Genomic DNA, 24,956 nt, shown 5'->3' on the forward strand with positions numbered 1-24,956 from the left:
TATGGAGCTACCACGTCTTCGAAATGACCGCATCGTGAAGGCGCGCACGACGCCAGGCGTGAGAGCATTGCAACCCGAGCTGTAACCCGTTGGCGAAACCGGGGCAACTCCAGCTCCACCCGTCGCGACGTGCCCACGGCGCCATTGCGTTATTACGGGCCGCGACCGTCCGCTGACGTGGGACAAGTCCGAGTCTCCGCCCGGCACGTTGCAGATCCTTGTAAAAGCGCACCAGTCGTGGCGCGAATAGTGGCGAGCCCAAGTGTTTCCACGTTCAGCCAGCGATTGAACCAGCGGTATTGGAGCGCGACCGCGACGGTCTGGAAATTTCCACCGATGCGTGTCGATAACCCACGCGACCATGCGAGTTTGGTTGACCATTGTGCAGCAAGTGGAACCGACAACGTGATCCCATAGCGAGTACTGCTTTGCAGATCTTGGTTCTCGACGCCATTGATCATTGTCCGGCCGCCCGTGAGATACGTAACGTCCGCGGCAATCCACAGTCCGGGCCGCCAGCCGAATCGATCCGACCGTGTCGGGGAAAACCACACTACGCCTCAAGATCCGCGCCGCGAGCCGCATACTGGCGGCATATCCTGGAAGGCTGTGTTCACATTTGCGACGGTGCCAAATGCGCGGGCAAGCGATGCAACACGAGATAGCTGTCGGCGAGCTTGTCATATCGAGTGGAGACGCGGCGAAAATGTTTGATGCGGTTGAAGCGATATTGGACCAAAGTTCAATTGCCTTTTAACGCAGACGAGATCAATACTCCTTTCAGCCATCATGAGTTGCGAACCGTCGTCTGCTCATCGACGAATGCTTGTCTCATATTCGCAATGGCCAAGCGTCGTGCGCGCCAGGCGGATCTCGAAGACGACGTCAACGATTCTGAGAAACCTCGGGCCGCAAGAGATACGTCACGGCAAGGAAGTGGCGGGCCGATCGGGACGGTGGTGACGTGCACGGTTCCGGTTTCGGCTTTGCGCCTTGACGGCGTGTTCACCGCCGTCGATAGGCGGGTCGGCGAATATTCGAAAGCATTTTTTGGGGCTTTTCGCAATGCAACGAATTGTTCGACTTTCGATCGGCCTGGCGATCTCGTCGCTGGCAATTGCGGCAGCGGCGCAGCAGCCCATCATTTATCCCGCCCGGGGGCAGAGCCCGGAACGCCAGCGAACGGACACCGCAGAATGCCAGGCGTGGGCTCAGCAAACCACCGGCGTCAATCCTGTCGCGCTCGCGCAGCAGATGGCGAGCAGCCCACCACCACCCTCGCAGCAAGGCCACTTGTTCCGCGGCGCTGCGGGCGGTGCGTTGTTCGGAACGCTGATAGGCGGCGCCGCTGGCGGCCATTGGGGCGAGGGAGCGGGAATCGGCGCACTTGTCGGAACGATGGGGAGCGGCATGCGGATGCGGCGCGAGCAACAGCAAGCGGCTATGGAGCAGGGAAGCATGCAGCAACAGGCGTCGAGTCAGCTTTCGACATACAACCGTGCGGTGGGAGCGTGCATGACCGGCCGTGGCTACACAGTCGAGTAGTCACTGGCGCCGGTGATCCAGTCCATCGAGCGCTTGCTCGCTGATTCACGACAGGCAGGAGAAGCAGCTATGTTGAAGACACTGCGGACAAGCACCCTCGCGATCCTCGTTTGCTCGACGCCGTCATGGGTGCTCGGCGCAGACTTCGACGGCAGCAAGCCGCTGTTGTGCGCCACTATCGATGCGCATTTCTGCGGCGTCGGGGAGGTTTGCTATCGAACGGTGCCGGCGGTCCTTGGCGCGCCGCAATTCATCCGCATCAACTTCGCCAAAAAAGCCGTGATCGGGTCGCAGCGCACCACCGAGATCCGGCACATGGAGCCGAGCGAGGGCCAGTTGCTCCTTCAAGGCACCGAGCTGGGCTACGGCTGGAGCATTGCACTCGATACCAAGACGGGCAGCATGTCCACGACCCTCGTCAACCGTGAAGACGTGTTCGTGCTCTTCGGCGCCTGTACGCCGTCGTAGCTCGCTCGCGGCTCCGGATGCCGCGCCAATCGCGTCGCGCGGGAGGCACGAACCCGGATCGCCCCGGCGCCGATGTCGCACTTCGAGCACCGGGTTCCGCTGTTGTCATGGAAGCGGCCACATGCCAGCGTCATCGGAGATTCTCCGTTGCACGTGCTCCTAATCGGACATGCGTAGATCATGAACAGCGAGGATGTCGAGAAGCAGCACGCAGAGCTCGTCGCGCTCGCCATCGTTTCGCTCATCGCGGGTGCGGCCTGCGGAGCGCTGGGAACGCTTTTCCGGCTCTCGCTCGGACGAGCGGACCAGGCGCGCGACGTGTTCATTGCGTGGGCGCGTTCCGAGCATGCCGTCGTCGGCTTCGTCCTCGTGCTGCTCGCCGCGTCGGCATCGACCGCACTTGCCGCGTGGCTCGTCAGGCGTTTCGCGCCGGAGGCGAGCGGCAGCGGCATCCCTCACGTCGAGTCCGTGCTGAACGGCGACCAACCCACCGCGCCCTTGGCGCTCATCCCGGTGAAGTTCGTGGGCGGCGTGCTCGCCATCGGCGCCGGGCTCGCGCTGGGCCGCGAAGGTCCCACGGTTCAAATGGGCGCCTCGATCGCTCATTTGCTCGGTACACTCTTTCGCCGCAATGCGGACGACTGCCGGGTACTGCTCGCGGCGGGCGCCGGTGCCGGACTTGCGACGGCATTCAATGCACCGATCGCCGGCGCGGTATTCGTACTCGAGGAACTGGTGCGCCGCTTCGAGACGCGTACGACCATCGCGGCACTCGGCGCATCGGCCGGCGCAATCGCGGTGGCGCGCTTGATGCACGGCGACTCGCCGGACTTTCAGTTCGCGGCGCAGCCCTTCCCGGGCTTCGGCACGGTGCCGGCGCACCTCGCCCTCGGCGTCGTCGTCGGGCTGCTGGGCGCCGCCTATTGCCGCGCAATACTCCTGGCGCTCGCCGCCTCCGACCGGCTCGCACGCTGGCCGGTCGAAACGCGCGCGGCGCTTGTCGGCGCAGCGGTAGGACTGCTCGCGTGGCTTGCGCCGGACCTGGTGGGTGGCGGCGACGCGGTCACACAGAGCGCCCTCGTGGGCACAGGCGCGCTTTCCGGCATCGCGCTCACGCTCCTGATCCGCTTCGGGCTGGGTGCCGTGTCATATGCAGCGAATACCCCGGGCGGACTGTTTGCGCCGATGCTCGTGCTCGGCGCACAAACGGGCCTCGCGTTCGGCCGGATCTGCACGCACTGGTTCCCCGGGGTGGCCGCTGATCCGACCGCGTTCACCGTGGTAGCGATGGCGGCCATTTTCGCGGCCGTCGTGCGCGCGCCGATTACCGGCATCGTCCTCGCCACTGAAATGACGGGGAGTTTCACCCTACTTTTACCGATGCTCACCGCATGTTTCAGCGCGATGATCGTTCCCATCTTGCTGCGCTGTCCGCCGATCTACGATTCGCTGGGCGAGCGCCTTCCGCATAAAAGCGGGCACGCAGGGAAACCTGCGCAATGATGGACCCGTCGGTGAGTTGGCGCTCTCACTGTGGGTATTGACCTGGGTTGCGAGTCCGTACCGGACGCGACGACGCTGCGATTCCGGACACGGGCAGCAGGCCTCGTGCCCGATCATCGGTGCGTTGCTGTGCTACCAGATGCGCAACGTGCGCGTCATCGCGGAAGCACGTGCGCAGCGCGCGATGATCGAATCGCTCGACGCAACGAATGCAGGACATTCATCAGCACGGTCAAAGCGGGCAGCCCGCGCGAATTAGGCGCCCAGCTATTCTGAACTTGGCCTGCATCGCGGCCCATCTCACAGTCAACCTTCGTTTCACACATTAACAGTGCGTGCGGGTCGGATATGGCCGATTCCCCGCAGCGAGGGCGGTGTCCATTCCATCTCGGCCGGTCAGCGACCGCCCGGCTTGCCTGCGTTACGCCGAGCTTCGCTGGATCGTGTCGTAATAGGGTGCGGACTGTTTTCTCGCACGGCGAAGGAGCGATGCCGCCACGCCTGCGCGGTGCTTCGCAACGGGCGGCCTGCACGACCGGTAGACCGACTCATCCCCCCGGCGCGTCCGCGTGCGGCGCAGGCGCGATGTTCTGGTTCAGGCGGAACAGGTTCGTCGGGTCGTACTGCGCTTTGATCGCGCCGAGCCGCCCGAGCTTGGTTCCATACGCCGCCTGCAATCCTGCGAAGCCCTCGTCGCCGCCGAGATAGTTTACGTACGCACCCGGCGCCCTGTACGGCCCCAGTGCGTCAAGCAGCTCACGCGTCCACGCAATGTTCCGTTCGCTATCCTTTGCATCGGACCATGCAGACGTTACCACGATATTCCACGGCCAGTTGCGATGCCCGAACGCGGTCGCCGATTCGGGAACGCGGCTCCATGCGCTGTTGCCATAGTTCTCCAGGACGATCACGGTATGCCGTGACGGGACATGCGCGAAACGATCGACCACGATGTCGACGGCCGCGTCGTCGAACGCCTTGAAGTAGCTCGATTTCCAGTAACTGTGCAGGCCCGGCGGCCACAGGAAGTCCGCCATGCGCTGCGCATCGTTGTATGGCGTGGGTGCGAACTTGTCGACAAGGGGCGGCCCGTATTCGCGCAATCGCCGTAGGATTTTCTCGCCTTCTTCCACCGGCCCGGCGTAGACGCCACCCAGACCAGCGACCGGGGCGCCGCGCATCGGTGGAGGCAGTGAAGGATCGTCCGGCATGTGGAACAGAAGCGCGCCTAGCGTCGATTCGTCCGGTGCTTCCGCTTCGAGATCGCGCCATCTGCGGATTGCACCCGCCGCTGCTCCGGCGGGATGGAGCACAATGCCAGCGAGCACCGTTCCGGCCGGGTGCACCTTGAATTCGAACGAAGTCACCACACCAAAGTTGCCTCCGCCGCCGCGTATCGCCCAGAACAGATCCTCATTCTCGTGGCTGCTGGCCTTCACCCTGCGACCGTCGGCGAGCACGACCTCGGCGCCCAGCAGATTGTCAAGCGCAAGTCCATGCTTGCGAACGAGCCAGCCGAGGCCACCGCCCAGCGTCAGTCCAGCCACGCCGGTGATTGACACGAAGCCGCCCGTGGCGGCAAGGCCATACGGCTGGAGCGCGTCATTGACTTCGCCCCAATTGCAACCGCTTTCCGCACGCACGGTGCGCGCCGACGGATCTACCGTGATGGCTTTCATGCGCGACAGATCGACCACGACGCCGTCGTTGCATACGGCATATCCGGCGACGTTGTGACCGGTGCTGCGTACGGCAAGCGGCAGGTTGTGCTTGCGCGCGAGCACCACAACCCTTGCCACGTCGTCGGCGTCGACGCAGCGCGCGATCAGCACAGGACGCTTGTCAATCGAGACATTGAAGACGGCACGCGCCTCATCGTAATCCGGATCCTCAGACTGAATGAGCTCACCCCGAAAGCCGGATTGCCGAATTTCAGAAGAATTGATCATCGCATCCTCCTTCGGCGACTTGCTAATCAATCAGTACGCCTATGTGGGCGTCAAGCGCTACATAAAATACCGCGAAGTCCCGCGCCGATGACGTATACAGAGTGCATTCGAAAAAATGGACAACTGACGATTTCTAGTCGTAACTCTGGCCCAATGCGGCCCAGCTTCACTCTAGGAAAATGTAGGCCGCATATCAAGGTTCGCGACAGGATTAAGGCGGCTGAACCCATAGTCATTCAATCAGCACTTAAGACGTACAACATCCAGGACCCCAAGTGTTGATGGAAGCCGTTAAAAACCCCGGGGGATGTTCTCTGCCAGGTCCATGTAACACGTCGTTGTCCAATCCACGGAAACTGTCGCCGAGCGAGTTCGTCAAATTCTTGGTTCAACAGCGACGCGCACTTGCACGACGCTGTGTGCTCCCACTCGACTCCAGCGCCGCTTCTGAATACGCCGGGTGAAGCGCGAGACTTGAATTTTCACCGAGGCTAACTATCCGCTATCCAGGTTATTTGATCTGTTGATGGCGCGCGGGTTACGTTACGAAAACGAAGACCAACCGCGCGAGCCGAATCGAAGCGCGTGGCTTGACATGCGACAAAGCCGTCCGGGGCATTAGTTATGAAGCCATTCGGAGGAGACGCAATGCCCGACATCGACTTAATGAAGCGAGAAAGTCGCGTTTTCGAAGCCGGAGCAAACTTTTTTGGTCTAAGCCATTTTCCGAGGTTCTTGACGACAGCAATGCCCGCCCGCTTGTCGCGAAGAATGCGGGGTTATCGCTACTTGTCCAGCGGTCTCATGCGCCGATAATTGTCAATTTTGACCTTCCCCCGGATCGAAATGCGCGACCGAATCGACGATGAGATCACCTTTCGCAAGCTGGAAGTCCTGCTCGCATTCATGGAGACCGGAAACCTGTCGAAGGCAGCCGAGGCGCTGAACGTGAGCACGGTCAGCGTGCATCGAGCGCTGCACTCGCTCGAACAGGGCGTACGATGTGCGCTCTTCCGGCATGAAGGCCGCAACCTCAAGTCGACGGAAGCTGCGCAAATGCTCGCCGATGTGGCACAAGAGGTGCTCACTCTGATGTCCGCCGGCATTCACGCGACCCGTGAGGCGGCGGGGTATTCGTCGGACCGGCTGAAGATCGGCTCGCTGTACTCGCTGACCATCAGGACCGTGCCTGACATCGTTGTCGACATCAAGGTGCGGCGGCCGACGCTCCAAGTCGAACTCGTGCTCGGTTCGAATGCCGAACTGCTCGACAAGCTGAAACAGGGCACCGTCGATGCGGCCCTGATGGCCTTGCCGGACGGCGAGCCCGAAGTCGATTCCATCCCACTTTTCGAAGACGACATCTTTTTCGCGGCGCCTGCCGGTTCACCATACGCGAACCAGGAGGCGGTCGATTTGCGGGACTGCCGCGACGAGACCTTCGTTTCCCTCGGCGAGGGCTTCGTGACATATCGAGGCTTTATGGAGGCATTTCGCGTCGCGGACTTCACGCCGAAGGTGACCATGAAAGTCGGCGATATTTTTTCGCTGATGAACCTTGTGAGCGGCGGGGTCGGGTATACGCTATTACCAGGCCGCGTGCGTGGCGTGTTCGGCGACAAGGTGCAATTCATTCCTCTCAAGCCGCAATACCTGATGCGCCAGTCAATCGGTGTCAGCTTTCTGCACGCACGCGAGCGCGACCCGAACCTGTTGGCGCTGATGGCCGTCTGCCGTCTTTGCACGAGAAGGGCTGGCTGAGGTTTCAGCCCTCACTCGCGCACCCGTTCCCGCTCGATCAGCGCGCCAAGGTCCGGCAGCGCCGTCTCGCTGCAACTCACCGCGATCCCCTCTGTGAGAATCGCGCTGCTCAACCGGGTCAGCACGTTGGCCGGCGGCATCTCGACGGCGAGGCGTGCGCCTCGTTCCCACGCAAGCCTCACGGTGTCATGCCAGCGCACCTGCCGCGCCATGTTGCCTGCAAGATCGGCCGCGATGCGTGGGCCGTCAAAAAGCGGGCGTGCAATGTTGCTGCTCAGATACACGATACGAGGCGCGCGTACGGTGATCTGGCCAAAGGCATCGGCGAGCGCCACCGCGGGTGCGTCGAGCAAAGCGCAATGCGACGGAGTCGCCACGTCGAGACGCTCGCAGCGTTGCGCCCCGTATTCGATCGCAAGCGTCGTAAGGCGGTGCATGGCAGCATCGCTTCCTGCAACGACCATCTGCGTTTCTGCGTTAATGTTCGCAAGGAACACGGGCGTGGCCTCGCTGTTCACTTGCGCGATCAGTCGTTCGAGCGCCCGCTGCGTCATGCCGATGATCGCAGTCAGGCCGTAGCCGCTCGGGTAGGCGCGTTCCATCAAGTGGCCGCGCAACTCGACGAGCTTCACGGCGTCGGCGTATTGAAGCGCGCCCGCGATCACGGCGGCCGGATAGGCGCCGATCGAAAGCCCCGCCACCATGTCGGGTTCGTAGCCGCGGGCGCTCATCACGCGTGCCTGAGCGACGCCCGCGATCAAGATGCAAAGTTGCACCGCGACGGTAGAGCGCAGCGAATCGGTATCGTCGAGCGATGTGACGTCGTAGCCCAACGTGTCGCTGGCTTCCTGCAGTGTTCGAGCGACTTCGGCGTGAGACGGGAGCGCATGCAACATGCCCGGGCGCTGCGAGCCCTGACCGGGGAATGTGAACAGTACGCTCATGATGCGTCGCCAACCCAGGGATCCGATACGAGCAAGGGTCCATGCCCCGTTTTCAGCAGAACGCGATCCGCGTTGCCGGCCCATTCCGCGAGCGCGAACCCGCCGCGGCCTGTGTCGACCTGCATGTCGATGCGCGCGGGCGACGCTTGCAGCAACGCGAGAAGCGAGCGGGCTTCGTCGCGCGGTAGAGGCTTCGATGCGCGCAGCAGCAGATCGAGGTCGCTGTCCTGCCGCAGCGTGCTCACGCCGCTCGCAAGCGCAAAGCCGACGCTGCCGGTGATGCCCCACGTCAACCGAAGCCGGTCGAGTTCTGGCGCGATGCGACTGAGTGCGCGCACGCAGGGCAGCGTCGTGAGTGCGGCGTTCGTCCGCCAGGCGCGGCCTTTGGTGAGCGCCTCGGGCGTGACGCTGAGACGAATGCGCTCGCGCGCCACGTGAGCGGCGAACCGCTCACTGCGTGCACGACCGCGAAGCCCGACCGGCACCACGCCCTGCTCGCCGACCGCTTCGCGCCGCATGACCACCGGCGCGTGCGAAAGCCACTCGCGCGAAGCCCATCCAGGTACTTCCGATGTCGAACGAAGGTCCTCCCGCTCACTGATCCACAGGAGGTCGTGCGGGCGAAGCGGTTCGTGAGAGGTAGACAAGAGGATTCTCCCAAGCCATCAAGCGTCCATCAAAGCCTTAGTCGCAAAGAACAACAGCGAAGGTCCGAGCAGGCAGCCGACGCCCGTATGGAACGTCGCGATCAGCGCCCCGTAAGGCACGAGCCGACGATCGGTCGCGGCGAGACCCGCGCTCACACCGCTCACCGTGCCCGCCAGGCCGCCGAAGATCATCGCGGAGCGCGGCGTCTTCAGTCCCATGAAACCGGCCGCGAGCGGCGTGCCGATCATCACGATGATCGCCTTGATGAGGCCCGTCGCGATGCTGAGCGCGATCACATCCGAGCTCGCGCCGATCGCCGCGCCCGTCACCGGTCCCACGATATACGTGACGGCGCCCGCGCCAATGGTCGTCATGCTGACAGCATCGGTGTAGCCGAACGCATGCGCGATGCTCGCGCCGACGATGAACGGCAGCACGGTCCCGAGCAGCAGCGACACCACGCCAATGAGTCCCGCCTTACGCGCCTCGGTGGCCTGCACCTCGAACGCGGTCGCGACGATCGCGAAGTCGCGCAGCATCGCGCCGCCCATGAGACCGATGCCGGTAAAGAGCGGCAGGTCGGCGATACCCTTTTGCCCGCCGGTGAAGGCGCCGCCGACATAGGCGAGCGCGAGGCCGATTACGATGGCGATTGCCGAGCCGTGCACGCGGCCGAAGGTCAGCTTGCGCGAAATCAGCGACGACACCCACATGATGAGGCCCACCAGCGCGAACGCAGTGACGAGGCCGTTCTGAATCAGATTTTTATCGAGAATTTGCAACATGACTGACTCCTGATTCAGATTTCTTCAAGATGCGGAGCGTTCACGAACGATGTGCTATCGCGACCGGTGCGGGAAAGAACGGCAATGCAGCATGCGCAGACGGCCGCAGCCCCCAATGCCGAAAGCAGTGCGACGGGGCCGCCTTTGAGCGCGGCGACGACGTTCTGGTTAGCCGCCATCGCGACGACGACGGGGATGTACATGGCGCCCCAGAAGCCGACCCCAAATTCGGTTTCCTTCGGCAGCAGTCCCTTCTTTTGCAGATAGAGCTTCAGGAAAATCAGCAGCAGCATCGCGATGCCGACGCCGCCGACGTTCGTCTTCACGCCGATCGCGACGCCGAGCAGGTCGCCGAGAAAGAGTCCCGCGAGATGGCAGAACGCGAGAAGTGCAGTTCCATAGATGATCATTTCATGTCTCCTGTAATACCTTTATTGGCTTCTGACGAGCCGGTGCGAGAAGTGACGCTCTACCGCCATTGCTCCCGCAGCTTGCGGCGAACCGTCGCGGAGGCCGCGCGGTGCTCGCTGCCGAGCCGACTTTCCAGACCGCGCGACGGGTCGTTGCGGATGTCGTCGAAAGCGGCTTGCAGCGCCTTCTCGACGGTGGTCTGATCGGCGTTGGTCGGCGCATCGGCGTTGGTTACGCTCAGGAGTTTCCAGAGCAGCCCGAGCGATGCGTAGTTGTCGATGTCGTAGGCCATCGGCGGGACGCGCGCCGTGAACGCTTCGAGATCGGCGACCGAGCGGAGCGTGACCCGCGCCGCCGATTCCTTGCCCATCGCGTGGACCATGACCTTCGGATCGGCGAGTGCGATGAGGCGGTTGGCCTGATAGCCGTGCGCGAGAAACGCCCCCGACATCGCGCGCCCGACGATCAGCCCGATCACCGGATGGCCCGCGAGACGCGCGCTGGCGTAGGCATCGGCGGCGGCGGCGAGCGCCTGGTGGATGCCGTACGCTTCCTCGCGCCGGCCGTACGCCTGGCTCGCCACGTCGATCACCGCGACGATCGCGCGTTTCTCTTCACGCTTGCAATCCGCATCGACGACCTCACGCACCGCGCGCGCCACTTCCCATCCTTCGACGAGACCGACCTCGCCGCCGCGCGCCCGCGGGAACGGATTGTCCGGATCGGGCACCACGGCGATGAAGCGCGTGGGATGGTCGCCCAACCGCGCATCGGCGACTCGCACCGAAGGCGGATAACCAGCCTGCAGCGGCGCGCTGTAAGTGAGCGCGTCGAGCCAGACTGCGCCGCGCTTCGAAAGCTCTTGTGTGCTCATAACTGAAACCCCTTGCCGTAGATGGCGGCCGCCTGTTCCGGCGTGGCCTGCACGCCCGGATCGACCTCGGAAAGCCGCGTCAGAAAACCCGCGACGCGCTCGCTGCGGCATGCCTCGGGCCGCCCCGCGCGAAAGCGTTCGATGACGGCCGCGCGGATCGCGTCGGCGTCGTCGGCGACGTAGTCGTCGACGAGTCCCGTGCGATGCCGCTGCTCGCAGCCGGTGAAGCTCCAGATCATCGGACGGTCGCGCGAATCGAATTCGGCGATGCCCGCTTCCTGTTCGATGACCGCCGGACCGTTTAGGCCCAGGCGCGCTTCGCGGGTGCCGATCAGATAGCTGCACAGTCCCGCCGCGATCGACATGCCCCCATAGCAGCCGATCGGCCCGGCCGTGATGCCGATCACCGGCTGATAGCGCCGCAAGTCGACGATGCCTGCGTGAATTTCCGCGATCGCGGCGAGCCCGAGATTGGCTTCCTGCAAGCGCACGCCGCCCGTTTCGAAGAGGATGACGGCGCGCGTCGGGATGCCTTTGCGGTTGTCCTCGGCGGCGAGTTCGAGGCTGCCCGCGATCTTCGCCGCCGACACCTCGCCCATGCTGCCGCCCTGGAATCCGCCATCGATGCCAAGCACGACGGCTGGCTGCCCGTCGATGGTTCCCTTCGCGACTACCATGCCGTCGTCGGCCTGCGTCACGATGCCTTGGCGCATGAGCCACGGCGACGTGATGCGCTGGAACGGATCGATCAGTTCGCTGAAGGTGCCTTCATCGAGCAGCTTCTTCGCGCGGCTGCGCGCGTCGAGCTCAATGAAGCTCTGGCGTTCGAGCAGTTGCTGTGTATCCATGATCATCACGCTCCGCCGGTTGATTTCAGTTGTTCGAAGACCTGCCCGATGCGCATCTGCACGACCCCCGGCGTCGCGCCCGAATCGTTGATTTCGAGCTTCGCGGCGGGGAGCGACCCGTCGCCGAAGATGCGTTCGAGCACGGCCTGCCAGAGGCGGCCCTTGCCGTCGACGGAAGTCGTGACGCTCACGACGGTGCGGTGCGCCGTGTTCGCTTCGAGCAGCACTTCGAGGTCGCCCGAGGCGACGACGCCCGCGAGCGCGCGGCCTTGTACGGGTTGCCCCGCCGGGAATTCAAGGACGATGGTTTCCATGTGTGTTCCTATGTGTTCGACGTGTGAGCGGCTTCGCGTTGAAGCCGGTCGAGAAAGAGCGTGGCGGCGAGCAGGTCGGCGGCTCCCCCGGGCGATACGTGCAGCTCGACGAGACGGCGGTCGAGCGCCTTCAGTTCGCGGCGCCCCGCGAGCGCCGCGGCGCCGCCTTGCTCCAGAACGCTCCGCGCGCCGTCCTGCATCTCGACGAGCGCGTCGGGTCCGCCGCGCGCGAGCACGCAGGTGTCGTCGAGGCTCGCCATCACGGCGAGCAGCGCGTTCAGGCGCGCGGCCGTTTCGCTGTCGCCGCGCATGCGCGAACGCACGAGTTCCGGCAGCGCGACGTCCACGACGTGCGGAAAGCCGGCCTGCGCCTGTCCGCGCGCGCCGCCGACGTTGTAGTCGAGGCACGCCTGCTCGCCCTTGTTGCCGGTCAGCGCGGGCGCGTGCCGATCCTGCACACGCGCAATCGATCCGGCGCGTGCGGCGACTGCCTCCGGCGCGAGGTCCGCCGGTTCACGCGCTGCGCCGGTCACGAGCAGCCCGAGCGCCCAGATCGCGCCGCGATGCGTATTCACGCCGCCGGTCGCATCGAGCATGCGCGCTTCGCCAACGCGCCCGATTCCGCCGATGCGCTCACGCAGCGCGAGCAGCGGTTGCGTTTCGATGCCTGCACGCGCCAGTTCGACGAACGTCGGCTGCAATGCGAGTGCCGATGCGCACATCAGTTTCCAGTCGAGATCGAGATGCGCGCCGCGGCTGTGGATATCGACGAGTCCGGGCTTCGGCGCGAGCGTGACTTCGTCAATCAGCGCTTCCACCACATGTGCGCCGAAATGGTCGGCCAGGTCCGGCGCCTGGCGCAGCGGCTGCGCCGCGTTCATTGCGAGGTTCTCGCGCATTACCAGCTCCGAAAGCGTGCGGGCGGCTCGTACAGCCCGTCCGACCAGTCGACGATATCGGCCATGCTCTTCGCGGCGAGCAGCGACCGGCTCGCTTCGCTGCGGTGGATGCCGAGGTCCTCGGGCAGCGCGACGAAGCCATCGCGGCGCAGCGCCGCGAGCTTGCCTGCGTCGCTCTTGAGACCGATCGGCGTGACGCCCGAGACGGCCGCGATCATCTCCTTGCGATGGTCGAGCGAGCGCGCCTTGTAGAGATACGCGATGCCTTCCTCGGTCAGCACGTGCGTGACATCGTCGCCGTAGATCATCACGGGCGCGAGCGGCATGCCGGATTCGCGGCCGACCTCGACGGCGTCGATCGATTCGACGATGGTCGGCTGGCCGCCCGCCTGGAACGTCTCGACCATCTGCACCACGAGCTTGCGGCCGCGCTCCAGCGGGCTGTCCGTCTGCAGCAGATCGAGCCACGCGGGCGTCGCGTGGCGCCGGCCGTGCGGATCGTGGCCCATGTTGGGCGCGCCGCCGAAGCCGGTGAGCCGCCCGTGCGTCACCGTCGACGAGTTGCCTTCTCCATCCATCTGCAGTGTGGAGCCGATGAACATGTCCACCGCGTATTGCCCCGCGAGCTGGCACATCGTGCGATTGGAGCGCATCGAGCCGTCGTGGCCGGTGAAGAAGATGTCGGGCCTTTGCGCGACGTAGGCTTCCATGCCGAGTTCGCCGCCGAAGCAGTGCACGCTGTCGACCCAGCCGGTTTCGATCGCGGGGATCAGCGTCGGATGTGGATTGAGTGTCCAGTGGCGGCAGATCTTGCCCTTGAGACCGAGCTTCTCGCCGTAGGTTGGCAGGATCAGTTCGATCGCGGCCGTATTGAAGCCGATGCCGTGATTGAGCGACTGAACCTGATGCTTCTCGTAGATGCCGCGAATCGCCATCATCGCCATCAGCACCTGGATCGGCGTGATGAGGCGCGGATCGCGCGTGAAGAGCGGCTCGATGAAGAACGGCTTGTCGGCCTGCACCACGAAATCGATCCACGAGCCGGGGATATCGACGCGCGGCAGGTCCTTCGGATTGTCGACGATCTCGTTGACCTGTGCGATCACGATGCCGTCGCGAAACGCGGCGGCTTCGACGAGCGACGGCGTGTCTTCGGTGCTCGGACCCGTGTAGAGATTGCCTTCGCGATCTGCCTTGTAGCCGGCGCACAGCACGACGTTCGGCGTGAGGTCCACGTAGAGCCGCGCATAGAGTTCGATGTAGGTATGGATCGCGCCGATTTCGAGGATACCGTCCTGCAGGAACTGCGAGATGCGCAGGCTCTGCGCGCCGGCATACGCGAAGTCGAGCTTTCTGGCGATGCCGTGTTCGAAGAGATCGAGATGCTCGGCGCGGCTCACGCTCGGAATGATGAGATGCAGGTTGTGGACGACTTCCGGATCGACCTTCGCGAGGGAACGCGACAGGAAATCCGCCTGTTTCTGGTTGTTACCCTCGACGACCACGCGGTCGCCCGGGGCGACGAGCGCCTGCAGGACATCGACGATGCGTTCGGTGGGTAGCACCATGCCATCCGCGATCGATGCAACCTGCGCGAGGCGGCGATGTTTTTCCGCACGGCGCGTGGCCCAGCGGGATTGGGTCTGACTTTGACTGGACATGTGGACTCTCGCTCAAGACATGAGGCAAGTCTAGGGAGCGAGGTGCACCGGTTCAATGACGCTTGGGACGCGTCTGTTATCCCAAGGGTAATGATCATTTGACGTGAACGCTGAAACCGTGACAGAACGGGGCAGGGGGCTTAACCGCATCGCCCAGGGGTTTTCCCGGTTTCGCTGACGGATGTGCTCGACCGCGCGATGGACATCGTCCGGTTGATGTGCGAGGAATTGCAGGCCCGAGTTCCCGAGCCTCGGCGAGGGCTTCCTCCGTCGAATGGTTGAGTGAAATACGGATAAACCAACAGCGTGTCATACGAACCGGTGCCGGTTCGTTGTTTCGGTACGGACGCCGGTTTGGCTTTATGCCGTTGCGACAGTATTTCCGGCAGAAGCTCGCGGAGTGCAAAATAGAGGCAGCGGCACCGCAGATTGCCAAGACGCACGGCGCAAACCCGGCGATGGACCTTATCCTGCGGTCCTTTGTCCGCTCGGGGAGACCGTTGTCATGGATGACCTTGGTTACTTCGGTCGCACACAATCGTGACGGCGACTGATATCAGCCCTGCGAAGGCGCATTGAGTGTTTCGGTTGGCAGAGGTGCACGCGTTATCGTGGTCGAAAACGATGCGCTCGCTGACCTGAAGTCGCGATCTGCCACACGAATCCCGGTGCTTGACCAGCTACGACAGACCATCTACCTCGGTAGCTTCTCCACGAGCGTATCGGCCGCGTCGGGGACTGGCAACCAGTCCGACATACGTTGCTGTCGCATCGTGATCCTACTCCTTGCGATCGTTCGAGAATCAAGACAATCGTTGACCTGGCTTTGTGCATTCATTTGACGGCGGGTGGTACCGGAATCATCCCCGGGAAGACATACGCCTGCAGCATGGCAATCACGCCGATCACCGCCGCGCCAGCGATCGAATGAAAGAATACAGTCCGGAAAATCGGTCCAAGTGCGAACGACCGCTCCTTCGGATCGTCGTAGCAGGCGGCGCACGCGACCATGATGGATTGAGCGTCGATCATCTTGCCCATTACACCGCCCGTCGAGTTTGTCGCCACGATCAGGATGGGGTTCAGGTTGAGTTGCTGTGCGGTGATGCGCTGCAAGCTGCCGAAGAGGGCGTTTGACGCCGTGTCGGAGCCCGTCAGGAATACACCGAGCCAACCCAGGTACGCCGCGAAGAACGGATAGAGAACCCCGGCACCCGTGAATGCAAGACCGAGGACTGCATCGGTGCCTGAGTAGCGCGTCAGGAACCCCAAGCCGAGTACCTGGGCAATGACCAGCACTGGGATCTTCATCCTGCGCATGGTCTGCATGAAGGCGTCCTTCCATTGCGTTGCGCTCAACCTGAGTGCTAGACCGGAAAGCACCGCTGCGACAAAAACGCCTGTGCCCGCGGCGGACAACCAGTTGATCGTGAATCGGGCCGCCTCCGCTTTCGCGTTGACGGGTACGACAGGCGGCATCCGTTGCACGAGGTTATGCAGCGCGGGCATGTCCCAGACAGGCAGCGACAACGACCCCTTGAGCGGAGAGCCGAGCAGCGTCGTGGAAAATGTGACTCCGGCAAACAGGTTGTTGAGGAACTTCTTGAACTCCGGTACGCCCCACAGTGCACAACAGGCGATCAGAATCACCCAAGGCATCCACGCATAGGCGGTTTCGGCGGCTGAGTAGCTGTACTTCCACGCGGTGCTTTCTGTTGTCGTGGTTGCCGTGCTCTTGTTTGCTAACGCGAGTGCCTCACGTTCGGAGCGGAGCAGGAAGCGTGTTTTTGGTTGCCAGACGAAGCGCAGGAACAGCGCTGTGCAGATCACCGAAAAGACGCCGGATACCACGTCGGTCATCAAATGGAGCGCGGTGCTCCCGGAAGCGTAGAACTGCATGAGCGCAAACGATCCACCCGCGCACAGCATTGCCGGCCAGACTTCGAAGACTTGCTTCCATGACCCGCCTTCCATCTTCACGAACGTCGCGACCAGCCAGAAGGGCACGAGAACCGACACGAACGGCAACTGGTGGCCCGCCATCGTGGAAAGCGTCACCTGATCGAGTTCGCTCACGGCCGCGAGTGTGATGATCGGCGTGCCGATCGCGCCCCAGGCGACCGGCGCGGTATTGGCGAGCAGATTCAGCACGGCGGACTGAAATGGCTTGAAGCCGAGGCCCACCATCACTGCCCCTGCGATCGCGACGGGTGTCCCGAAGCCCGACGTGCCTTCGATGATTGCGCCGAATGAGAAGGCGATCAATACGCACTGCAGTCGGCGATCAAACGAAATGTGGACGATCGACTCCTTGACGATCTCGAACTTCCCGGTAACGACGCTCATTGTGTACAGGAACATTGCGGCCAGGACGATCCAGATAATTCCCAGAAATCCAGAAAGGGAGCCCAGCGCAAAGGCCGAGACGGCCGTCACCACCGGCATCCGGAAAACCAGACACGAGATGATAAAGGCGGCGACGACGCCGAAAAAAGCAGCGTAGGGCGCCGAGATGCCCAAGTGCACGTTGCCCTGCGTATCACGGCGGCGGTGCAAGGCAATGAAATAGAGTAGTGTCAGAATCGGGATCGCGGCAACGATCGTGGAAAGGAATGCATTGCCCAACGGGTCATAGGTCTGCTGGTACATGGCTTTCCTTTTTGATCTTAGGATTCGCGCCCCGCTCGTAGTCCATTCGAGGTCTCACAACCACCGGGAAACTTCGATAGCGCCAAGGCAACGCTATTTCCTTACAGATTACGACTGATGCTTTGAGGTATAGCGGGCGAAATCATCGATTTCAAGTTTTGCGGCTGCCACGGCGAGCGCCCGCGCTATCCGGAGACCGTATCAACCAGGAGCTTAAGGTTGAGTATCACGATGACGCCCGCTACAAGCCACGCGAGCAGCGTCATCCATCGTGGGGTGACGCAGGCGCCCATTTTGAGTTTGTCCGATGTAAAGCGCACGAGCGGGATAATGGCGAACGGAAGCTGCATCGAGAGGATCACCTGGCTTAGCACCAGAAGCTGCGCCGTGCCTTTCTCGCCGTAGAGAGCGGTGACGACCACGACCGGCACGATTGCGATGCCGCGTGTGACCAGCCGACGCGCCCAGTAGGGCATGCGAAGCCTGAGAAAGCCCTCCATGACAATCTGCCCCGCGAGCGTCGCCGTCACGGTCGAATTAAGCCCCGAGGCGAGCAGCGCAAGCGCGAACAACGTCGATGCAATGCCGAGCCCGAGCAACGGCGAAAGAAGCCTGTAGGCCTCACCGATTTCGGCGACGTCCGTGTGGCCGGTACCGTGAAACACGCTCGCTGCGACGATCAGGATCGCCGCGTTGATGAAGAGCGCGAGCATGAGCGCAATGGTGCTGTCCGTCGTGGCCCATCTGATCGCATCGCGCCGTCCCTCATCGTCGCGCGCGTATGCCCGGGTCTGCACGACCGACGAGTGCAGATACAGGTTGTGCGGCATAACCGTCGCGCCGATGATGCCGATTGCGACATAGAGCATCTCGCGGTTGGTCACGATTTCCGGCGAGGGCACGAAGCCCCGCAGCACGGCCATGACCGGCGGTGCCGCTGCGACGATCTGCACCGCAAAGCACACCGCGATCACGAGCAGCAGCGCGATCACGAAGGCTTCGAGAAAGCGGAAGCCCTTGTTCATCAGGAGCAGCAGCAGAAAGGCGTCGAACGCGGTGATAAGCGCGCCGGCGATAAGCGGGATTCCGAAGAGCAATTGCAGCGCAATAGCCGTACCGATCACCTCAGCGAGATCGCATGCGATGATCGCCGCTTCGCAGGCGAGCCACAGCATGATATTAACGGGCCTCGAATAATGCGCGCGGCACGCCTGCGCTAGGTCGCGCCCAGTCGCGATCCCTAGGCGCACCGATAGCGCCTGCAGCAGGATCGCCATGAGATTCGACAGCAGGATCACCGCGAGCAGTGTGTAGCCGAAGCGCGAGCCGCCGGCAATGTCGGTTGCCCAGTTGCCCGGATCCATATAGCCCACGGAGACCATGTAACCGGGACCTGCGAATGCGGCAAGCCTGCGCAGCCAGTGCCCACCCTGCGGCACGGTGATGGAGGAATGCGCTTCCGGCAAGCTTCGATCGAACTCGTCGCCCGGCCTCGAGAACCTCCAGGCGAACCGTGACACGGGCAGTTCTTTATCGTTGGACATGTGATTGCTCTGCTGGAGCGATGTTGGGTCAGGAAGTTCCCCAACAGTAATTATGCCAAACGCGCGGAAAAATCACGCGTCCTTCAGGACGTGAAGCAACTGGCTCATGTCGGGCCGGAAACTGCCGCTCACGAGTCGATTCCGAACGGCTCAAAGGGTCGAACCCGGCCAGCCGTTGAATTGGAGCAAAATGAATGAAGCGGCGCAGAGCGGACAGTGGCGCAGCACTCAGCGCGTGATCATTTGAATAGTATGCGATTTCTGTTTGGGTTCGGGCCGTCTGGAACCCTCATGTCTATTGGGACGCTTTTGCACGAAAAATTGGATCAAGCATGAAGTGGCGCGGATTTCCGACGCGTGCCTCACGGCTAGACACGAGGGGGAATCGCGCATTGAGGCGCGCTGGGGTTGGGTGCAGCCTGTTTTCCGGAAGAACAGGGAAGTGGACGTGCTGCTCAACGGCGGAACATTGAAGCGCGCCGGTACGCACAGTTGTGCGTCATTGGTTCTGCCATGCGTTGTTCGAAAGAGGGAGACGTCATGAACAAGCTTACGTCCGTTCTCGTGCGGGGTGTCGGTTGTGCTGGGATGCAAATCGCCGACCCGCCCGCGTCGCGGCCCGTCGGCCACTTGTGACAAATTCAATTCGCGATCCACAGTTCTTTGCGTGACGAGGGTAACCCGGCTTGCACGATGCCCTTTAAGCGTTGAGTGCACGGTACTTTCGCTTTCAGATGAGCCTGCGCGACATAGCGGGCTCACTTTTCACTCCTCGCGCTTGAACGAGTCGCAGCCCTGTCCGGTGCTATCATGACCTCTCCAGCCGGCTTACGTGAGGTCCGCCATGAATATTCTCTTGCCGGTGGACGGTAGTGAGTTCACGCAACGCACACTTGACTACGTTGCAAGCCATGGCACGCTGTTCGGGCCAGGACATACCTATACGGCATTTACGGCTGTCGCTCCAATTCCCGTACACGCGACACGGTATTTGAACCGTCCTATCGTTGAAGAGTACTATCGTGACGAGGCTGAGAACGTACTGGCGCCGTTGCGCGAGTCAGCAAAACTTCATTCGCTCTCCATTACGACTCAGTACGCCATCGGTCACGCTGCAGAAACCATCGCCGCATTCGCCAGGAACGAGCATCAGGATCTCATCGTGATGGGTTCCCACGGCCACTCGTGGATTGCGAACGTCATTCTTGGCTCGGTAGCGACTGGCGTGTTGGCACGCTGCGACGTGCCGGTACTCCTCGTTCGCTAGATCGGAACCACGCAATAGCGACAGTCGGATTCTCCTGTCGTCGGCCAGGAAGCGGCATTCGCCTGCACCGTCGCTCCGACATTCATACGTCGTTTCCACCCAGAAAGTGGATATTCAATTCACGCGGAACGACGCCTGGCGACTCAGGCGGTGAGGTGCCCGCCGGACAGGCGACGTTAACCAAGACAACACGCTTGATACCGAGGAGGTAATCCGCTCGCGTGGCTCGCCTTCAAAAAACTGACCATTGGGTTTGGGGAATGTAGGAATTGGCCCCTTTGCGCGCTAGCCCCGATCCTCCGGGAATTCCTCGCTGCATGATGGTAGACCAATGCAGGCGTCTTTAGGCTCTGGTGTACATAGGTGGCGTGGCCAAAATGTTTCTTATAGATATGGATGCCTTATTGATTGAACAGGAGCGCATTCCAGTCCGAGGACGCGGTGGCGTCCTTGAGCCCGAGAGCGGAAAGGTCGAACTGACAAGTCCACTGTCTGGTCGGCCCGATCCACCGCCCGATACAGATAGACCCACCGGCCACGGATCTTCAGATAGGTCTCATCAATACACCATGACCGCCCTGGCGGGGCGTGCCAAAACTTTGGATGACCTGCTTCAATCTTTCAGCCACATCCACAACATGAATCAGTGACGCTCGCCCACGGTGCAGCTCGTCTGTTGATTGGCCACGATATCAAGCGCGGCCTTTGCCTCTTCGACCCGTAATCCATCCGGCAACGCCACACCGTTCTTGACCGCCGTCACCTCGGCCAGTATTGACACCGCGATTTCGGGCGGCGTCCGGCTGCCGATAAAAATGCCGACGGGTCCACGCAGCCGGGTAAGTTCTGCGTTACCGAAATCGAAATACGTTTCCAGCCGCTCACGCCGCGCGGCATTGCTTCGGCGCGAGCCCAGCGCGCCAACGTAAAACGCGGGCGTTCGCAGCGCCTCCATCAGAGCGAGGTCGTCGAGCTTCGGATCGTGTGTGAGCGCAATCACGGCGCAGCGCTCGTCGAGTTTCATATCGAGCACGGTGTCGTCCGGCATCGTACGTACGAGCGTCGTGCCGGGTATGTGCCAGGCGTCGGTGTACTCCTCGCGCGGATCGCAGACGGTCACTTGATAGTCGAGCCCGAGTGCGATCTGGCAAAGATATCGCGAGAGCTGACCGGCACCGATGACGAGCATCCGGTAACGTGGACCGTGAACGGTCAGGAGCCTGCGCCCGTCGAAATCGAGGCCGTCCGTCGAGTGCGCCGGCACGAGCCTTGCCGCGCCGCTCTTCATATCGAGCGAGCGCGCGACGAGTTGCCCGGCAGCCACCCGCCGGCACAGATCGTCGATGCCGCTCGCGCGCGTCAGCGGCTCGAGCACCAGCTCGATCGTGCCGCCGCACGGCAAGCCGAAGCGGTGCGCCTCGTCGGCGGAGATTCCGTATTTGAGGACTTCCGGGCGCGTCGGTCCGATGCCGAGCCGGCGCACGCGGTCGATCAGGTCGTCCTCGATGCAGCCGCCGGATACCGAGCCGACCACCGAGCCGTCCTCGCAAATCGCCAGCATGGCCCCTTCGGGCCGCGGCGACGAACCCCACGTCCTGACTACGGTGACAAGCAGCACGCGCTGGCCGCCCTCGATCCAGCGAACGCTCGCCTTCAGCACTTCGAGATTGACGCTATCCATGAAAATACCGGGTGATTGCCTGACCGTAACCTGGGCTTCGGAAGTAACCCGTCAGTGTCGCGACAGCGCCGAGCGCAAGGACATTTCTCGCGCGGCTTCTGGCGTGATGGTTCTGTTGAGCATGAAACAGGCGACACCGGCGGCCAGCATCGGCAACGCAGCGAGAAGAAAGATCGTTCCGATCGGCGTTCCGATGGCAATCAGGACACCCGCGAGCAGCGGGCCGAGGATGGCGCCGATGCGCGCCACCGCGAAGGAGGCGCCGGTCGCGGTCGAACGGATGAAGGTCGGATAGATCATGCTCGAAATGGCATTGAGGCCGATATTTCCCCCTAGGACCAGCAGACCCGAGACCAGCGCCATCGCCATGGTGAGACTGGCGCCCGTACCCACGGCCAACCCGAGGGCCGCCACCGGAATGGCGCCGAGGATCATCGTCAGCGTCATCACCCGTACGCCTTTCTTGTCGATCATCCAGCCGAAGAACCAGCTGAAGCCGGCACCAAGCTGGAAGAGGGCCTGGCTGCGGGCCGCATTGGCGAAGCCGATTTCGTCGGTCAGCAGCGTCGTCATCCACTGCGACAGGAAGAAGTGGGTGACGAAGGAAAAGCCAAGCGCCAGCCACAGGAAAGCGGTCATGGCCGAACGGCCCTCGGTGAAGAGGTGCGTCACCGGCACACCCGTGCGCGCCTGCTCCTGGATGGTAAAGCGCGTGTCGTCCGCGAATTGCGCACTGGGTTTCAGCTTACGGGCATAGGCCAGGATGCGTTTGCTGGAGGGGTTGCGCAGGATCAGGTAGCGGATGGATTCCGGCAGGCCGGCGAACAGGATGATGCCCGCCACCACGGCACCTGCGCCACCGAGATAGAAGACCGAGCGCCAGCCATAGGCCGGGATGATCTCCGCCGCGAGAAGGCCGCCGCCGGACGAGCCCGCGGTGTAGCCGAGATAGAGGAGGGTAATGATCAACCCCCGCTTACCCGAGCGGGCGTAGTCCGTGATCAGCGAGACCGCCATCGGCATGCCGCCGCCAATGCCGAGCGCAGCGCAAAAGCGCAGGATCGACAGTTCGACCAGGTTGTGGGCGAACGGCACGGCGAACGTGAAGGCGCCGAACAGCGTGGTAGCCAGCAGGATGGCGCGCCGCCGGCCGATGCGGTCGGCCAGCATGGCGAAGACGACCGAACCCGCCATCCAGCCGACGATGCTGACGTTGAACACGGGCGTCATCAAGGCCCGGTTGATGCCCCATTCCTTGATGATGCCGGGGGCGGCGTAATTCAAAGCCTGATTGTCGAAGCCGTCCGCCAGCATGACGAGGGCGCACAGAACGAAGAGGGTCACGGTGAACCAGCTGCGTTCCTGCGTCTCGACGACCTGGGCGATATCGACGGTATTCTTTTGAGTCATGGCGGTCTCCGGATGCCTCTGCTCCAACGGCTGTTTACCTTCGGTTGGCACGTTGGTGCTCATTCGCCGTGGCCGCCCGAAGCTTCACGCACCGGTGTTTCCGGCTTCACGCCGCCACGCCGGTTGGTCCAGGTGCGCTCGCCCGTCTCGCGCCAGCCGCCGGAGGTCGCCGCCTCTGCATACTCATCCCAGCGCTTGTCCCAGTCGCCCAGGTGATAGCCATGCCAGGGTGACTGCGGCGTGAGGGAGGGGAGTTGCAGCTCTTCCCAGATCTTGCGTGCCGCGCTCATGTAGGGCTCCGTGGGCAGCGCCAGCGGCGGCATGGCGTGCTTCAGCGTCGCGTCGATCAGCAGCGTACTTTCGAGCGGCGCGCGACCGGACTTGGGGCCGTGACCGCTGGCGCGATAGGGTGTCACGTGCAGGTCATGTGTGAAGTCGGACCGATAGGCCAACGACCAGAAGATCGCATCGGCGTTTTCCGGGTTGATATCCTCGGAGACCGCGATGACCAGCTTGCCGCACTGCGCCTGCAGCGTCGCGGCCCCTTGCAGGCCGCGCCAGACCTCCGCCTGCTGCGTGCCGCGCGCGAACTGGAGGAAGATCACCTTGCGCAGGTTGGTCAGCGGCTCGTGCATCACCACTCGCTCGATGCCGCGCACGCCCATCACCTTGCGCAGATGCTCGAGATATAAGGGCTCGTAGGCCACTTTCTTCAGCACGGAACTTTCGCTGGGCGTGACCTGGCTGATGATCGAGACGAAGACTGGCTTCTTCTTCATCGTGATCGCGGTGACGTGCATGGACATGTTGTAGTCTTCGAGCGCGATGTGGCCGTGGCTTTCGCCGAACGGGCCTTCGGGCTCCAACGCATCGGTGTCGATCAAGCCTTCGATCACGATTTCGGCATCGGCGGGAACGACGAGATCGATGGTTTTGCAGCGCACCACCTCGACCGGCGCGCGCATCAGGCCGCCGGCAACGGCCATCTCGTCCTGGTCGATCTGGAGCTTCTGCGGCCCGGTGAACAGCACGGCGGGCGCGCAGCCCAACACGATCGCACACGGCATCTGCTCGCCCTTGGCCCGATATTTCTCCCAATGGAGATAGCCACCGGCACCCGACAGGCGGCTCGCCATGCGCACACCCAAGCGGTCTTCCGACTTCAGCGCGGCGCGGTAAGTGCCCATGTTCTGGACGCCGCTGTCGGGATCTTTGGTCACGCAGAGCGTCGCGGTCAGATAGGGCGCCGCGTCAAAGCCTGGCGTGGAAACCGGCACCGGCAGGCGCGACAGGCCGTTTTCCTTCAGCGCATCGCCGCTGATCACCACCTCCTGGCAGGGCGCCTGCTCCACCATGACGGGTGGAACCGGCTCGGCGATCGCCTCCGTCCAGGCCTTGCCGATCTGCTCGACAGGCAAGCCCAGGCCGGTAGCGTAGATCTCCGGCGAGGCGGCAAGCCCGCCGATCAGCACCGGGATGTCATAAGTCCGGCCGTCGCCGTCGACCACGTTGGTGAACAGGAACGCGCGGCGCTGATCTTCGTGCAGCCCGCCCTGGAACTGCCAGCGCGCTAGCGGGTGCAGTTCCGTATCCTTGTTGATCGGCCGCTCGATGCGAGTCAGCAGCCCCTTGGCTTCCAGCCGGGAGATATGTTCCTGCAGATTACGCGGAGCACCGCCGGCCGTTGCCGTTCGCGAAAGATCGTGAGGCGATGATGACATTCTGTCTCCTTAGCGTGAGACCCAGCAGGTGGGTAAATTGGTGTGATTGTATGATTGCATAACAGTATTACGGA

At 62.8% G+C, this 24,956-nt stretch carries 20 protein-coding genes and 2 pseudogenes; 5 read left to right on the forward strand and 17 right to left on the reverse strand.

Translation table 11 applies throughout. The features are described 5' to 3' along the window. The first annotated feature begins 1,065 nt into the window (after positions 1-1,065). The 3 genes from P0D96_RS34655 (at position 1,066) to clcA (ending at position 3,516) form a co-directional block, all read left to right on the forward strand. Positions 1,066-1,545: a glycine zipper family protein gene (locus P0D96_RS34655; protein WP_408181233.1), complete on the forward strand. Its 480-nt coding sequence runs from the start codon at positions 1,066-1,068 to the stop codon at positions 1,543-1,545. Between the two features lie 69 nt (positions 1,546-1,614). Continuing rightward, positions 1,615-2,013 (forward strand): hypothetical protein, encoded by a 399-nt coding sequence (locus P0D96_RS34660; protein WP_408318155.1) that lies wholly within the window; start codon positions 1,615-1,617, stop codon positions 2,011-2,013. 180 nt (positions 2,014-2,193) lie between these two features. Continuing rightward, positions 2,194-3,516, forward strand: coding sequence for a H(+)/Cl(-) exchange transporter ClcA (clcA, locus tag P0D96_RS34665; protein ID WP_408318157.1), 1,323 nt, complete (start codon positions 2,194-2,196; stop codon positions 3,514-3,516). A 548-nt stretch (positions 3,517-4,064) separates the two neighbouring features. Here clcA and P0D96_RS34670 read toward each other — a convergent pair. Both P0D96_RS34670 and P0D96_RS34675 read right to left on the reverse strand, forming a co-directional pair. Beyond that, positions 4,065-5,465 (reverse strand): FAD-binding oxidoreductase, encoded by a 1,401-nt coding sequence (locus P0D96_RS34670; protein WP_408318159.1) that lies wholly within the window; start codon positions 5,463-5,465, stop codon positions 4,065-4,067. A gap of 305 nt (positions 5,466-5,770) precedes the next feature. Then, a pseudogene (locus P0D96_RS34675) lies at positions 5,771-5,915 on the reverse strand (ISKra4-like element ISBusp5 family transposase); the annotation flags it as partial. A gap of 396 nt (positions 5,916-6,311) precedes the next feature. On the opposite strand from P0D96_RS34675, the gene P0D96_RS34680 reads away from it, so the two are divergent. After that, positions 6,312-7,226, forward strand: a complete 915-nt coding sequence (locus tag P0D96_RS34680) for a LysR family transcriptional regulator (RefSeq protein ID WP_408318161.1) — start codon at positions 6,312-6,314, stop codon at positions 7,224-7,226. Positions 7,227-7,237: 11 nt separating this feature from the next. On the opposite strand, the gene mdcH is transcribed toward P0D96_RS34680, so the two are convergent. From mdcH to P0D96_RS34735, 11 genes are all read right to left on the reverse strand, one after another. Then, a complete protein-coding gene (gene mdcH, locus P0D96_RS34685) occupies positions 7,238-8,170 on the reverse strand; it encodes a malonate decarboxylase subunit epsilon (RefSeq protein WP_408318163.1) in 933 nt (310 codons plus the stop codon). Next, complete coding sequence (locus P0D96_RS34690) at positions 8,167-8,817, reverse strand: malonate decarboxylase holo-ACP synthase (RefSeq protein WP_408318165.1); 651 nt, start codon at positions 8,815-8,817, stop codon at positions 8,167-8,169. The genes mdcH and P0D96_RS34690 overlap by 4 nt, the downstream gene beginning before the upstream one ends. A gap of 18 nt (positions 8,818-8,835) precedes the next feature. Continuing rightward, entirely contained in the window at positions 8,836-9,603 is a 768-nt protein-coding gene (madM, locus tag P0D96_RS34695) for a malonate transporter subunit MadM (protein WP_132380913.1), read from the reverse strand. A 14-nt stretch (positions 9,604-9,617) separates the two neighbouring features. Beyond that, positions 9,618-10,013: a malonate transporter subunit MadL gene (gene madL, locus P0D96_RS34700; RefSeq protein ID WP_132380911.1), complete on the reverse strand. Its 396-nt coding sequence runs from the start codon at positions 10,011-10,013 to the stop codon at positions 9,618-9,620. Positions 10,014-10,072: 59 nt separating this feature from the next. After that, on the reverse strand, positions 10,073-10,888 hold the full coding sequence (gene mdcE / locus P0D96_RS34705; protein WP_408290972.1) for a biotin-independent malonate decarboxylase subunit gamma: 816 nt from the start codon (positions 10,886-10,888) through the stop codon (positions 10,073-10,075). Then, entirely contained in the window at positions 10,885-11,736 is an 852-nt protein-coding gene (locus tag P0D96_RS34710) for a biotin-independent malonate decarboxylase subunit beta (RefSeq protein WP_408181241.1), read from the reverse strand. Before P0D96_RS34710 ends, mdcE begins: the two co-directional genes overlap by 4 nt. A 5-nt stretch (positions 11,737-11,741) precedes the next feature. Beyond that, the gene (locus tag P0D96_RS34715; protein WP_132380905.1) at positions 11,742-12,050 is read right to left on the reverse strand and encodes a malonate decarboxylase subunit delta; all 309 of its coding nucleotides are present in this window, start codon (positions 12,048-12,050) and stop codon (positions 11,742-11,744) included. Between the two features lie 8 nt (positions 12,051-12,058). After that, positions 12,059-12,949 (reverse strand): triphosphoribosyl-dephospho-CoA synthase, encoded by an 891-nt coding sequence (locus tag P0D96_RS34720; protein ID WP_408318167.1) that lies wholly within the window; start codon positions 12,947-12,949, stop codon positions 12,059-12,061. Next, the gene (gene mdcA, locus P0D96_RS34725; protein WP_408318168.1) at positions 12,949-14,610 is read right to left on the reverse strand and encodes a malonate decarboxylase subunit alpha; all 1,662 of its coding nucleotides are present in this window, start codon (positions 14,608-14,610) and stop codon (positions 12,949-12,951) included. Before mdcA ends, P0D96_RS34720 begins: the two co-directional genes overlap by 1 nt. Positions 14,611-15,444: 834 nt before the next feature. Further along, positions 15,445-17,259, reverse strand: coding sequence for an L-lactate permease (locus tag P0D96_RS34730; RefSeq protein ID WP_408318170.1), 1,815 nt, complete (start codon positions 17,257-17,259; stop codon positions 15,445-15,447). Between the two features lie 185 nt (positions 17,260-17,444). Then, a complete protein-coding gene (locus tag P0D96_RS34735; RefSeq protein ID WP_408290982.1) occupies positions 17,445-18,803 on the reverse strand; it encodes an Nramp family divalent metal transporter in 1,359 nt (452 codons plus the stop codon). 844 nt (positions 18,804-19,647) lie between these two features. Between P0D96_RS34735 and P0D96_RS34740 the strand changes: the two genes are divergently transcribed. Further along, positions 19,648-20,070 carry a universal stress protein gene (locus P0D96_RS34740; RefSeq protein ID WP_132380895.1) on the forward strand — a complete coding sequence of 141 codons (423 nt, stop codon included), beginning with the start codon at positions 19,648-19,650 and terminating at the stop codon, positions 20,068-20,070. 444 nt (positions 20,071-20,514) lie between these two features. Here the strand turns inward: P0D96_RS34740 and P0D96_RS48760 are convergent. The 4 genes and pseudogenes from P0D96_RS48760 to P0D96_RS34760 all read right to left on the reverse strand — a co-directional run. Then, a pseudogene (locus P0D96_RS48760) lies at positions 20,515-20,655 on the reverse strand (DDE-type integrase/transposase/recombinase); the annotation flags it as partial. A 58-nt stretch (positions 20,656-20,713) separates the two neighbouring features. Continuing rightward, the gene (locus P0D96_RS34750; protein WP_408290985.1) at positions 20,714-21,751 is read right to left on the reverse strand and encodes an XdhC family protein; all 1,038 of its coding nucleotides are present in this window, start codon (positions 21,749-21,751) and stop codon (positions 20,714-20,716) included. A gap of 51 nt (positions 21,752-21,802) precedes the next feature. Continuing rightward, on the reverse strand, positions 21,803-23,161 hold the full coding sequence (locus P0D96_RS34755) for an MFS transporter (RefSeq protein WP_132381356.1): 1,359 nt from the start codon (positions 23,159-23,161) through the stop codon (positions 21,803-21,805). Positions 23,162-23,220: 59 nt separating this feature from the next. After that, a complete protein-coding gene (locus tag P0D96_RS34760) occupies positions 23,221-24,882 on the reverse strand; it encodes a UbiD family decarboxylase (protein WP_408290988.1) in 1,662 nt (553 codons plus the stop codon). Between the last annotated feature and the right edge of the window lie 74 nt (positions 24,883-24,956).

This window comes from Paraburkholderia sp. RL17-347-BIC-D (genome assembly GCF_046027915.1).
In the GTDB taxonomy this organism is placed as follows: domain Bacteria; phylum Pseudomonadota; class Gammaproteobacteria; order Burkholderiales; family Burkholderiaceae; genus Paraburkholderia.

Bases quoted from the DNA above. Each gene is read 5' to 3' on its own strand.
- P0D96_RS34755 (WP_132381356.1), bottom strand. From the start codon at position 23,161: ATGACTCAAAAGAATACCGTCGATATCGCCCAGGTCGTCGAGACGCAG.
- P0D96_RS34670 (WP_408318159.1), bottom strand. From the start codon at position 5,465: ATGATCAATTCTTCTGAAATTCGGCAATCCGGCTTTCGGGGTGAGCTC.
- mdcH (WP_408318163.1), bottom strand. From the start codon at position 8,170: ATGAGCGTACTGTTCACATTCCCCGGTCAGGGCTCGCAGCGCCCGGGC.
- P0D96_RS34730 (WP_408318170.1), bottom strand. From the start codon at position 17,259: ATGTACCAGCAGACCTATGACCCGTTGGGCAATGCATTCCTTTCCACG.
- madL (WP_132380911.1), bottom strand. From the start codon at position 10,013: ATGATCATCTATGGAACTGCACTTCTCGCGTTCTGCCATCTCGCGGGA.
- P0D96_RS34760 (WP_408290988.1), bottom strand. From the start codon at position 24,882: ATGTCATCATCGCCTCACGATCTTTCGCGAACGGCAACGGCCGGCGGT.
- P0D96_RS34680 (WP_408318161.1), top strand. From the start codon at position 6,312: ATGCGCGACCGAATCGACGATGAGATCACCTTTCGCAAGCTGGAAGTC.
- P0D96_RS34660 (WP_408318155.1), top strand. From the start codon at position 1,615: ATGTTGAAGACACTGCGGACAAGCACCCTCGCGATCCTCGTTTGCTCG.
- P0D96_RS34735 (WP_408290982.1), bottom strand. From the start codon at position 18,803: ATGTCCAACGATAAAGAACTGCCCGTGTCACGGTTCGCCTGGAGGTTC.
- P0D96_RS34710 (WP_408181241.1), bottom strand. From the start codon at position 11,736: ATGGATACACAGCAACTGCTCGAACGCCAGAGCTTCATTGAGCTCGAC.
- P0D96_RS34740 (WP_132380895.1), top strand. From the start codon at position 19,648: ATGAATATTCTCTTGCCGGTGGACGGTAGTGAGTTCACGCAACGCACA.
- P0D96_RS34750 (WP_408290985.1), bottom strand. From the start codon at position 21,751: ATGGATAGCGTCAATCTCGAAGTGCTGAAGGCGAGCGTTCGCTGGATC.
- clcA (WP_408318157.1), top strand. From the start codon at position 2,194: ATGAACAGCGAGGATGTCGAGAAGCAGCACGCAGAGCTCGTCGCGCTC.
- madM (WP_132380913.1), bottom strand. From the start codon at position 9,603: ATGTTGCAAATTCTCGATAAAAATCTGATTCAGAACGGCCTCGTCACT.
- P0D96_RS34720 (WP_408318167.1), bottom strand. From the start codon at position 12,949: ATGCGCGAGAACCTCGCAATGAACGCGGCGCAGCCGCTGCGCCAGGCG.
- P0D96_RS34655 (WP_408181233.1), top strand. From the start codon at position 1,066: ATGCAACGAATTGTTCGACTTTCGATCGGCCTGGCGATCTCGTCGCTG.
- mdcE (WP_408290972.1), bottom strand. From the start codon at position 10,888: ATGAGCACACAAGAGCTTTCGAAGCGCGGCGCAGTCTGGCTCGACGCG.
- P0D96_RS34715 (WP_132380905.1), bottom strand. From the start codon at position 12,050: ATGGAAACCATCGTCCTTGAATTCCCGGCGGGGCAACCCGTACAAGGC.
- mdcA (WP_408318168.1), bottom strand. From the start codon at position 14,610: ATGTCCAGTCAAAGTCAGACCCAATCCCGCTGGGCCACGCGCCGTGCG.